Source organism: Candidatus Paceibacterota bacterium (assembly GCA_035452965.1).
In the GTDB taxonomy this organism is placed as follows: domain Bacteria; phylum Verrucomicrobiota; class Verrucomicrobiia; order Limisphaerales; family UBA8199; genus UBA8199.
Map to the genome: position 1 here is coordinate 1 of DAOTCE010000062.1, position 10,899 is coordinate 10,899.

Genomic DNA, 10,899 nt, shown 5'->3' on the forward strand with positions numbered 1-10,899 from the left:
TTGCGTAGCCATGTGCGGAAGAGATAAGCGCTGAATGCATCTAAGTGCCAAGCTCCTCCCAAGATAATGTTTCCCGGACCGCAAGGTCCCTAAAGACCCCCGGAAGACCACCGGGTTGATAGGTTAGGCGTGCAAGCGGAGCAATCCGTTTAGCGGACTAATACTAATCGGTCGTGCGGCTTGATCGCTTCTTTCCCTTCCCTGAAGGGCAAGAGCGATTTCAACTCGCGAATTGTAATCCTTGTTTTCTCCTGTGTGCAGTTTTCAGAGAATACCCGTCAGGCGGCGGGCATGTGCTCTTTGATTTTTGAGTGGTTAGTGGTGTATGGATGGCGGCAGCCATGGGTTGCCTGTCACCGAACCCTTGCCGCTCTGACGCTTTTTGGTGGCCTTGAAGCTGTGGTCCGACCCGTTCCCATTCCGAACACGGCCGTCAAACGCAGTCTTGCCGATGGTAGTGGTTTTATAGATTCCGCGAGAGTAGGTCGCCGCCAGTTTTTATCTAGAAGGCCGGAACTCCTGTTCCGGCCTTTTTGCTTGGGTGCGAAGAAGTTGGCGCTCACCTCCTGGCCAGGTTGTGCTGGTGAGCCAGTGCGCGCTGGATGGCATCCAGTATTTCGTCGAGGCGTTTGCCGAGGTCCTCGGCAAGAAACCGGAGCACGAAGTAGCCGTGTTCCTGCAGCGCGACATCCTTGCGCCGGTCCCGCCGGTAAGCCTGGGCATCCGCCAGGTGCTGCCCCCCGTCCAGTTCGATTACCAGCCGGGCGGCTTCGCACAGCAAATCAACTTCCATCCTCCCCTTCGCATCGAAGGGGATTGGGAGTTCCGCGTTGAGCTGGAAGCAGTCGGCGGTCGCCTCGAGCGTTTGCAGGCGCCGAAAGAGAAACGCTTCCGTTGCGCTTCGAGCCCGAGCCACGCCCTCTATCCCGGGCTTTGGTGCCTGGGCCGCATGGAGGAACAAGTTCGCCAGGGGGACATCCACGCCATCGCGCACCAGCCGCTGAACACTCGCGGCGTACTCCCGCTTCCACTCCGGATCTATTGGCAGCGGCACCTCCGCGGGCCAGCCGGGAACGGCGCTGCCCGGCAGCAATAGCGTGTACCCGGCGGCTTCGTAACCTGTGCAGCGTCGGTCGAACATGCGTGCCAGCATTGGCACGTTCAAGTCTGCGTAATCATACACCTGCACCTCGCGCTTGCCTTCGTGCAGCCGGTGCAGCCGCCCCACATACTGCGCGATGGTCCCCCGCCACGAGATCGGCAACGTCAGAAAGAGCGTGTCCAGCCGCGGTTCATCAAAGCCCTCGCCGATATACCGCCCTGTTGCCAGCAACACACAGCCGTCTTCCGCTGGCACTTGGGCGAGCGAAGCCATCGCCGCCCGAATAGCCTTTCTTCCCATGCCCCCTTGCAGGGTGATGACGTGCGGGATCGTCTTCGCCAGTTCCTCGGCCAAGAGTCGCAGATGCTCCGTCCGCTCGGTCAGCACCAGCGGAAACCGACCCGCTTTGACCGCAGCGATTACGTCGGCGCAGATCATTTGGTTGCGGGTGGGCGTCTGCATTAGCGCCGCGGTCAGCTTCTGGAACTCGACGCGCGAATCTGCCGCCGAAATTTCCGTGGCGCGAAAGTTCGTCGGGCGCACCACGACATGATGAGCGAACGGCCGAAGAGCCGCCTGCTGCCGGGCGCTGACACGGTAGCGCACCGGTCCGCATTGCATGAAAATGATCGGTTGATGGCCGTCCTTGCGCGTGATAGAGGCGGAGAGGCCGGTCACGTAGCGCGCCTTGGCGCGACGGGCGACCAGTTCAAAGCTGCTTGCCGGGATGTGGTGGCACTCATCTACCACCAGGTGGCCGTAGGATCCGACACAGTCATGCACGAGACCCTTCCGAACCAGGCTTTGCATGAGGGCCACGTCAATGCGACCGGTGAGGTTCTTCCGACCACCTCCAAGCCGTCCGATAGATTTGGCCGGCACGTCGAGAAAAGACGCCAGCCGTTCCACCCATTGTTCCAGCAGTTGCTGGCGGTGCACGAGAACCAGGCTGTTGACGCCGCGGCGCGCGATAAGCCAGGCTGCAAGAACGGTTTTGCCAAAGGCTGTAGTGGCGGCCAGGACCCCAATATCGTGAGCCGCCATGGCGTTCGCCGCCAACTGCTGTTCCGGCCGCAACTCACCGTGGAAACACACATCGAGTGGTGTGCCGCCAAAGCGTTCGTCGCGCAGGGCCGCTTCGATGCCCAGAGAGTAGAGCAGATCTTGCGTCTCCCCCAGGCAGCCCCGGGGCAGTTCCAGATGCTTCGGCCCGTCCTCGGCGCAATGGATGATGCGCGGTTTGCCGAAGGTGGGCAGCCGCATGCTTTGCGCCCGGTAGAATTCAGGATTTTGGAACGCAGCCAATCGCAGCAGTCGGTTGTGCAGCCCCGGCGGAAGACGCTCTTTGGCGATGTAGATCTGATCGCCGAGCACCAGTTCAAGGGTCATGGGCAAAGGCCCGACTATGGGCGGTTCCTTCCGCCGACGTGACGGCGGAGCGGTCCACGGAAGATCATCCTCCTCCTCGAAGGCCAGGCGCACGCCGGTGATGCGCCCCCGGCGCTCAGCGTCGCGTGCCAGGGATTCTGGTTGTGCGCGGCTGATCTTCTTGGCGGAGGAAAGAACCGCCCATTGGTCTTTGTAGGGCTGGAGGTGCTCGTCCAGGAAAACGCTATTGCCCGCTGCCCGCGGCTTCTTCTGCAGCGGCAGCGCAATCAGATTGCCGAAGCCGCCCTTGGGCAGCGTGTCCTGGTTGGGGAACAGCCGGTCGTAAGAGGCGAGGCCGATTTCCGGGCGGCCTTCCATGGTCTCGGTGAGAAGGTGTGAGCCCACATTCCTTGCCGTGCTTGCAGGAAGCGCCTCGGCAAAGAAGAACCAGAAGTGGCCTCCTTTGCCTGAGCGGGAGCGTTCCAACGCAACGGGCAGCCCCAGCCGCTCACAAGTCTCCTGCAAGGCCCTGGCATCTTCCTGCCAGGCTTCACCGTCGAGATCAATGGCGAGCACGGAACAGGTTTCGTCCGCGAGCATGGGGTAAAGGCCCATGACAAACTCCCGACCCCGCTCGTCCTGTCCTGAGAGATGTTGGCGAATCACCTCGTCGGTTACCTGCATGAGGTACCGATTTGAACAGTCTCCGCATTTCACGCGAGGCTTGTTGCACAAACCGCGGACCCAATCGTTGGCACAAACCGGCTGGTAGCCCGCTCGGCCGGTCTTTCGGCTCTCGAACCGTCGGGCATAAACATCCTCGCGCCCATGGAACAAAGACCGAAACAGGTTGATTTTGGCGGCGGAGGACGACTGGTTTGTGACTACGGCTTCCGCATCCATCAGGCTGTGAATCTGCTGGTTACGCAGGCGGCAGGCGCAGCGCCGAATCCAGCGGCTGCACGTCGGCCAGTTGCTTGCCGGTGGCGCCGCCGCCTAGTTCGGCGAGGCGTTCGCCGGCCGGGCGCACGCGCGTCTGGAAACTCGCCGCGGCGGCGTTGAACGCGCTGTTCGCGCTCTCGAGCCCCGCACGGATCTTCTCGAAGTGCTCGGTGAACTTGACCACGCGCGCGTAGAATTCCTGGGCCGTCTCGGCGATCTTCTGCGCGTTCTCCGTCTGCGCATGTTGCTGCCAGCTTACGCTCACCGATCGCAGCAACGCGATTAGCGACGCTGGTGTGGCGAGCAAAATGCGCTTTTGCGCCGCCCACACGATCAATTCCCGGTCGCCCTCCAGTGCGGCGCTGAACAACGATTCGGCCGGGAGGAACAGCACCACGTAATCGAGCGCGTTGGGAAACTGGCTCGGGTAATCTCGGTCTGCCAGCGCCTTGATGGTCGCCTTGAGTTTCGCCGCGTGCGTCGTCAGCGATTCCGCGCGTTTTGTGGCGTCGGCGCTCTCCAGCGCGCTCAGGAAATCCAGCTCGGGGACTTTGGCGTCCACGATGATGAACCGCTCGCCTGGCAACCGCACGACAAGGTCGGGTTTGGCGTCGCCTTCTTTGGTCTGCTCGCTGAAGTCGCAGTGCGTGCTCATGCCCGCCGCCTCGACGACTCGCCGTAGCGTTTCCTCGCCCCAGCGCCCGCGGGCCTGGCTGGACTTGAGCACCATGCGGAATTGCTGCGTCTCCTGTGCCAGGGCCTGGCTCTGCTGCGACAGCGCTTCGAGCTGCTTCTTCACCTCGCCCAGCGTGCCGGCCTGCGTGGATTCCGCCTGTTGCAGCCGCTTCTGGTAAGTCTCCAACTGCTGCTTCAGCGGCTCGACCAGTGTCTTGATTGCCTCCTGCCGCTGTGCCAAGTCGCCCTTTGCTGTCTCCTGCAGCTTGGAAACCGTTTCTGTGACGCGTTCGATGAACTGGGGCTGCAGCTCGCGCAGCGTGTCCAGGCTCAGGGCTTTGAAGGCAGTCCGCAAGTCCGCCAGCGCCTTTTCCTGCGCTTCCCTGGCATCGCGCAGGGCCTTCTCGTGCAGCGCGCGCTGGTCGGCGATGAGTTTCTCGGCGGCCGACCGGCTCGCTTCAGCGGCGGCCTGCCCGCTGGTGGCCACGGTCAACTGCTCCCGCGCTTTGGCAAGCTCCCCTTCGCGCTGGCCTAACTGCTGCCGCAGCTCGTTGGCCAACCGGTCATCCGGCGCGATAGCCTGACCTCGGCGGTAGAGCCAGCCGATCAGGAAACCGAGCGCGGCTCCTGCCACCGCTCCAATTAGCAGGGCAACTGTGGGGGACATGTGACGCCTGGTGTCACCGATTGGCAGTCGCCCAGCTAATAGTGGGCGATGACCTCAATCTCCACGCTGGCGCCTTTGGGCAACGCGGCCACCTGGATGGTCGAGCGGGCTGGAAAGTCCGCCGTGAGGTACTTTGCGTAAACCTCGTTCATTCCGGCGAAGTCCGCCAGGTTGGTGAGGAACACGGTGCTCTTGACGACATTGGCGAAGGTCAGCTTCTGGTCGTCGAGGATGGCCTGGACGTTTTGGAGAGCGCGTTCGGCCTGCGCCTTAATATCGCCGGTGACGAGGTTGCCGGTGGCGGGATCAAGGGGAATTTGCCCGGCGCAGAACAGCAGGTCGCCGATACGCACGGCGTGGTTGTAGGGCCCGACAGCGGGAGCGGACTTGGCTGGTTTGATGACAGTCTTCTTTAGCATGGCAGTCCGATGTTATCGAGTAACCACGACGGGTCAAGCGGCGGCGGTTGGCCGGGTGCGGCCGGGGAACGGCGCAGCTTGTCAGAGGTACTTGCGCAGGATCGGCTCCAACTCCCTGACGGTCCCGGCGGGCCAGCATTTGCGGTCGGTCATGATTGCGTTTTTGAGCGCGTTGTGGCAGGGCCAGCTTGGCTCGAAGGGGATCTGGGGCATCACCCTGGCAATGATCGCCTTGGCCACCGCGGCATTCTTCATCAGGTTGGCGATCACCATGTCCACCGTGACGTGCGCTTCGTCCAATTTCCAGCAGTCATAGTCGGTGATCATTGCCATCGTGGCGTAGGCAATTTCTGCTTCCCGGGCGCACTTGGCCTCGCCGAGGTTGGTCATGCCGATGACATCGTAGCCGAGCTTGCGGTTGGTGAACGACTCGGCACGGGTGCTGAAGGCGGGTCCTTCCATATTGACGTAAGTCCCGCCGTTGTGGACGCGGGCCTTGAGCGCTCGTGCGGCTTTGAGCAGGAGCAGGCGCAACTCCTCGCAGACCGGCTCGGCGAACGCGATATGCCCAACAATGCCGCGACCGAAATAGGTGTGCGCGAAGGACTGCTTGGCTCGGTCAACAAACTGGTCGGGCAACACGATGTCACAGGGCCGGTACTTGGCCTGGAGCGAACCGACGGCGCTAACACTAATGATCCAGGCCACGCCGAGCTTTTTCATGGCCCAGAGGTTGGCCCGGTGGTTCAGTTCGCTGGGCAGAATGCGGTGCCCCCGCCCATGCCGGGGCAGGAACACCACGTCACGCCCGGCCAGTTTGCCCGTGAGAAACGCGTCTGAGGGCGGTCCGAAGGGGGTCCGGACCTTGACCCACTTCTGGCTGGTGAAGCCCTCGATCTGGTAGAGCCCGCTGCCGCCGATGATGCCGACACGATGTTGAGACATGCGCAGGGTTATAGCGGGTGGCGGGGGAAATGGAAACCGGGAAAAATACCTGTCCCGTTGAAGGCGGATTGCAGGGGCGGGTCGAGGCAATGCTGATGTCTTTTCCCCATAGGGGCGCAACTTTGTTGCTGCGGGAGCTCAGGGGTTATGCCTTGAACCAGAGCTCGCTCGCGATACTCTTCGCGCCGTGAATACAAAGCACGCACAGTGTGCGTTAACGGCCCTGCTTCGGATAGGTGTGGCGGCAAGTGCTCCGGCCTTTAGCGTTACGGGGCGATTGTCGCTAATTCCAATGGTCAGTGGACTGATGTCTCTGGCTTTGGCTGCGCTTGCCGTTGCGGCCGAGCCAGCGGGGACCAACCTCGTGCCCGTAGCCGACGGCGTTGTCCAACCGCGCCGCCCACTTGGTGCCGCCATCGCCGACGCCATGGTCTTCCTCAAGAAAGCCGATCGCGGTTATGTCCCCGGCAAACTCGACGGTCCCCTCGCCGGTTATTTCACCAGCGCCCACGTTCTCACGGACGGCTCGCCCTCCAGCCGCAAGTTCTGCTTCCCCGCACGCCAGCACGCCTACTTCATTAACACTTTCCTCCTGTATAGCCGCTACTCTGGAGAGGCTGAGTGGCTCCAGCGCGCTCGCGATCTGGCCGACTGGAACTTGGCCCATTCCACCCCGGCAGACGCTCGCTACGCCAACATCCCTTGGTCAGTTTACACCGATGGCAAGCCCGGCGGCTCCCAGGACAAAGACTCTCTCGAACCCGACAAGGCGGCCTTCATCGGCACCGCTTACCTCAACCTCTTCGAAGTCACCAAGGACCCGAAATACCTCAACGGCGCCAAAGCCATCGCCAGAACCCTCGCCGCGCGCCAAGGCGACGACGGCTCCTGGCCCTTCCGGGTGCTGCCGCAAGACGGCGTTGTTCGCCAGCAATCCGGCGGCGCGCCGGTATTCTACGTTGAGTTCTTTGAACGCATCCTCCGCCACGACAAGGACCCAGCCTGGCAGACTGCCCACACTCGCGCTCTCAAGCTGATGATTGATCGCAACGTCGAACTGAACCGCTGGGGCACCTACCACGAGGATATCCGCGAACGGCCTGAAACTCACCTCTCGGCTGAGCCGATGTCCTTCACTGCCGCCTGGTTTTTCCGCCAGGGCAAAGACCGGCCCGAGTACATCGCCATGGGCCGGAAGGTCCTCGGCCGCATGGAGGAGAAGCTCGTCCACACCGAAGGTCACCCAGCCGCCCCCGCACCCGCCGTTTCCGAACAGTCCACTTTCCAGCACATGATGCCCGGCCACACCTCTCGCTACTGCGCCGCCCTTGCCCGCCTCTACGTTGCCACAGGCGACCCCGAGGCCAGGCGCAAAGCCCTCTCTGGCTTCAACGCCCTCACTTACATGCAGTCCAAAGCCGGGCTGTTCCGCACCATGTTCCAACTCGTCAACGAGCGTCGTCCTAACCCGAAACGCGAGGACTGGTACTCCCAGCATCTTTATACCGTGTGCCACGTCCTTGAAGCCATGCCCCTGCTCCCGGAAATTGACTCGCGGAGGAAATAGCCGGGGCAAGCCCAAGGATCGAGGTTGTCATGCGCGCAAGCATGACTTTCGGGTTCGCGCAGGGCCAAACGGGGTGCGAGCAGCCAGTTAAACTGCCGCAACCTCGAAACCACAATCGCGCGGTGGGCTTCTATGAGCCTCTGGCCTTGCGTGGCTAGTCCGGGTAGCCGTTTGGATGCCGCTGGTGCCAGTCCCAGGCGGTGGCGACGATGTCTTCGAGGCTGGGGTGTTTGGGTTTCCAGCCTAATTCACGCACGGCCTTCTCCGCGGCGGCCACCAGGCGTGGCGGATCGCCGGGGCGGCGCGGTTTTTCGATGGCGGGAATAGGTTTGCCTGTGACCTGTTCGCACATCCGAACTACTTCGCGGACGGAGTAGCCGTCGCCGTTGCCCAGGTTGTAGAAGCCCTGGCGGCCGGGCGCCAGGCCGAGCATGTGGGCCTGCGCCAGGTCGAGGATGTGAATGTAGTCCCGAATGCAGGTGCCGTCGGGTGTGGGGTAATCGGTGCCGTAAATCTCGCAGTGGGGCTTCCGACCCAGGGGGACTTGCAGGACGTTCGGGATCAGGTGGGTCTCGGTGCGGTGATGTTCGCCGAAGTTCTTGCTGGCGCCGGCGGCGTTGAAGTAGCGGAAGGCGACGAATTCCAGCCCGTAAATCCGTTGATACCACTGGAGCACCTTCTCAAACATCAGCTTCGATTCGCCGTAGGGATTTATGGGGCGCTGGGGCAGGTCTTCGGTCATTGGGATGCGCTCGGGCGGGCCGTAGGTGGCACAGGTGGAACTGAAGACGAATTTCTTGATGCCGCATTCGATGGCGGCATCGAGAAGTTTCAGGCCGTTGGCGACGTTGTTGTGGAAGTACTTCTTCGGGTTGGTCATGGATTCGCCGACCAGCGCGTTGGCGGCGAAGTGCATGATGGCGTCGGGACGAGCGTCCTTGAGGGCGTTGAGGATGTGGTTCTGCTCTTCCGGACGACCCAGGACGAAGCGCGCTCGCTGGTCCACTGCCGAACGGTGACCTTCACTGAGATCGTCATAAACGGTCACCTGGCAGCCGGCGTCGAGCAACGCTTCGGTGCAATTCGAACCGATATAGCCGGCGCCGCCGGTGACGAAGATTTTCATGTCGGCCAAGCTAGACGCCGTGGGAAAATGACTCAACGGAAAAAGGTCCTTGGAAAGCGGTGTCGCGCTGCGCTTGCCACCGCAGTCCAAAACGGGGGTGGGTTTGCGGGGCGATCTTGGAGTGCGCCGGCAGAGCGAAGCGGCGACGGCGCTTTGCGGTTAAATCAGGCTCGAAAGCGGTGTCGCGCTGTGCTTGCCACCGCAGTCCAAAATCTACATTCTCTGATGCATGCTCGCCGCGCAAATCCCCTGGCCACATGCGCCAGAGCATCGGCTCTCGGTGCGCGGCACTTACTTCGTCACGGCCGGAACTTGTCTGCGGCAGCATCATTTCGCGGGCAGGGCGCGGTTGGCCGTGCTGCATCGGGGCCTGCTGAAAGTAGCCAGCGAGTTCGGCTGGCGGTTGGAAGCCTGGGCGGTTTTCTCGAATCATTACCATTTCATCGCCCACTCGCCTGAGACAGCGGATACCGCGAAGAACCTGTCCCGCATGCTCGGTTTTCTGCACGAGAAAACGGCAAAGTGGATCAATAAGCTCGACGCCGCCAGAGGCCGCAAAGTCTGGCACAATTACTGGGATACCCGGCTGACGTATGAGCGCTCCTATTTGGCGCGGCTGAACTACGTGCATCAGAATCCGGTGAAACACCTCCTTGTGCCGGTGGCGAATCAATACCCGTGGTGCTCGGCGCGGTGGTTTGAGCGCACTGCTATGCCTGCGCAGGTTAAGACCATCTATCGCTTCAAGACTGACCAGTTGCAGTTGGGGGATGATTTCGAGGTGTCGTCGGACTGGTAGGGAGCGGCGTTTTTGAACCGGGCGTTTGGGAGGGGTGGAAAGCGGTGTCGCGCTGCGCTTGCCACCGCAGTCCAAAACGGGGGTGGGTTTGCGGGGCGATCTTGGAGTGCGCCGGCAGAGCGAAGCGGCGACGGCGCTTTATGGTGCACAACACCGTCGGTTACTTCCGCGTAGCCGCGGGCCTCAGTCCGCGCTAATCTTCTCCCATGACTTCTGCCAGTGTGGTTGCATCAGTCGCTCTGCTGCTGATCCTGGCCCGGTGGGCGGCCCAGCTATGGCTGGGGCGGTTGAACCGGCGCCACGTGCTGGCGCATGCCGGCGCGGTGCCGGAGGCGTTCAAGGGGATTATGGACGAAGCTACTTACGCCAAGTCGGTGCAATACACGCTGGCCAAGGGCCGGTTCGATCAAGTCGAGAGCACCTGGAGCACTGTGGTGCTGGTGGCCGTGCTGTACAGCGCGGTGCTGCCATGGGGCTTTGCGGCGTTTACGCAGTGGCTGGGCGGATCGGCGTGGGCGATGGCCGCATTTCTGCTGGTCACGGGCGTGGCGCTATCGCTGCCGGGGCTGCCGTTGGATTGGCATGACCAGTTTCGGTTGGAGGAGCGCTTCGGGTTCAACACGACCACGCCGAAGCTCTGGTGGCTGGACCGGCTCAAAGGGCTGCTGTTGGCGATCGTGCTGGGCTATCCCTTGCTGGTGCTGGTATTGAAGCTGGTGGAATGGACCGGGGCATTGTGGTGGTTGTGGGCATGGGGCGCGCTGCTGGGGTTTCAGTTGCTGCTGATGGTGCTGGCGCCGGTGCTGATCCTGCCGCTGTTCAACAAGTTCACTCCGCTGTCCGAAGGCAACTTGCGCGAGCGCCTGCTCAAACTGGCGGAGCGGACCCGCTTCCGCGCCCGCAGCATCCAGGTGATGGACGGCAGCAAACGTTCCCGCCATTCGAATGCCTTTTTCACGGGCTTCGGCGGGTTCCGGAAGATCGTATTGTTCGACACGCTGATTCAGCAACTGGCTGAGCCGGAACTGGAGGCCGTGCTGGCGCACGAGATCGGGCACTTCAAGAAGAAGCATATTCCCAAAATGCTGCTCCTGTCGGCGGCGGGGTCGCTGGCGGCGTTCTGGTTCATCTCGCTGCTTGCCCGGCAAGACGGGTTCTACCGAAGTTTCGGATTCGAGCCGGGGAGTATTGTGCCGGCGCTGTTGTTGTTCGGGCTGTTGTCGGGCGTGGTGACTTTTTGGGTGCGCCCGGCAGGGCGCACTGACTAGTTGGTTAGAGTCCAATGCACA

General features: G+C 62.1%; 8 protein-coding genes and 2 rRNA genes. 5 read left to right on the forward strand and 5 right to left on the reverse strand.

The window, feature by feature from the left end:
• Nucleotides 1-188, forward strand: a 23S ribosomal RNA gene (locus P5205_21995); the annotation flags it as partial.
• Nucleotides 189-381: 193 nt separating this feature from the next.
• Nucleotides 382-497, forward strand: a 5S ribosomal RNA gene (gene rrf, locus P5205_22000).
• 62 nt (nt 498-559) lie between these two features.
• Here the strand turns inward: rrf and P5205_22005 are convergent.
• From P5205_22005 to mtnP, 4 genes are all read right to left on the reverse strand, one after another.
• The gene (locus P5205_22005) at nt 560-3,154 is read right to left on the reverse strand and encodes a DUF559 domain-containing protein (protein ID HSA13034.1); all 2,595 of its coding nucleotides are present in this window, start codon (nt 3,152-3,154) and stop codon (nt 560-562) included.
• Between the two features lie 238 nt (nt 3,155-3,392).
• Nucleotides 3,393-4,754 carry a DNA recombination protein RmuC gene (gene rmuC, locus P5205_22010; GenBank protein ID HSA13035.1) on the reverse strand — a complete coding sequence of 454 codons (1,362 nt, stop codon included), beginning with the start codon at nt 4,752-4,754 and terminating at the stop codon, nt 3,393-3,395.
• 35 nt (nt 4,755-4,789) lie between these two features.
• On the reverse strand, nt 4,790-5,173 hold the full coding sequence (locus tag P5205_22015; GenBank protein HSA13036.1) for a Rid family detoxifying hydrolase: 384 nt from the start codon (nt 5,171-5,173) through the stop codon (nt 4,790-4,792).
• Between the two features lie 81 nt (nt 5,174-5,254).
• A complete protein-coding gene (mtnP, locus tag P5205_22020; GenBank protein ID HSA13037.1) occupies nt 5,255-6,118 on the reverse strand; it encodes an S-methyl-5'-thioadenosine phosphorylase in 864 nt (287 codons plus the stop codon).
• A 319-nt stretch (nt 6,119-6,437) separates the two neighbouring features.
• Between mtnP and P5205_22025 the strand changes: the two genes are divergently transcribed.
• Entirely contained in the window at nt 6,438-7,685 is a 1,248-nt protein-coding gene (locus P5205_22025) for a hypothetical protein (GenBank protein ID HSA13038.1), read from the forward strand.
• Between the two features lie 154 nt (nt 7,686-7,839).
• On the opposite strand, the gene galE is transcribed toward P5205_22025, so the two are convergent.
• Entirely contained in the window at nt 7,840-8,811 is a 972-nt protein-coding gene (gene galE, locus P5205_22030) for a UDP-glucose 4-epimerase GalE (protein ID HSA13039.1), read from the reverse strand.
• A gap of 229 nt (nt 8,812-9,040) precedes the next feature.
• Between galE and P5205_22035 the strand changes: the two genes are divergently transcribed.
• Together P5205_22035 and P5205_22040 are read left to right on the forward strand one after the other, a co-directional pair.
• Entirely contained in the window at nt 9,041-9,610 is a 570-nt protein-coding gene (locus P5205_22035) for a transposase (GenBank protein HSA13040.1), read from the forward strand.
• A gap of 206 nt (nt 9,611-9,816) precedes the next feature.
• On the forward strand, nt 9,817-10,878 hold the full coding sequence (locus P5205_22040; GenBank protein ID HSA13041.1) for a M48 family metallopeptidase: 1,062 nt from the start codon (nt 9,817-9,819) through the stop codon (nt 10,876-10,878).
• Nucleotides 10,879-10,899: the final 21 nt, after the last annotated feature.

Excerpts from the sequence above, each read along its gene's own strand:
- P5205_22005 (HSA13034.1), bottom strand. The coding sequence starts at position 3,154 with ATGCAGGTAACCGACGAGGTGATTCGCCAACATCTCTCAGGACAGGAC.
- rmuC (HSA13035.1), bottom strand. The coding sequence starts at position 4,754 with ATGTCCCCCACAGTTGCCCTGCTAATTGGAGCGGTGGCAGGAGCCGCG.
- P5205_22015 (HSA13036.1), bottom strand. The coding sequence starts at position 5,173 with ATGCTAAAGAAGACTGTCATCAAACCAGCCAAGTCCGCTCCCGCTGTC.
- mtnP (HSA13037.1), bottom strand. The coding sequence starts at position 6,118 with ATGTCTCAACATCGTGTCGGCATCATCGGCGGCAGCGGGCTCTACCAG.
- galE (HSA13039.1), bottom strand. The coding sequence starts at position 8,811 with ATGAAAATCTTCGTCACCGGCGGCGCCGGCTATATCGGTTCGAATTGC.
- P5205_22035 (HSA13040.1), top strand. The coding sequence starts at position 9,041 with ATGCTCGCCGCGCAAATCCCCTGGCCACATGCGCCAGAGCATCGGCTC.
- P5205_22040 (HSA13041.1), top strand. The coding sequence starts at position 9,817 with ATGACTTCTGCCAGTGTGGTTGCATCAGTCGCTCTGCTGCTGATCCTG.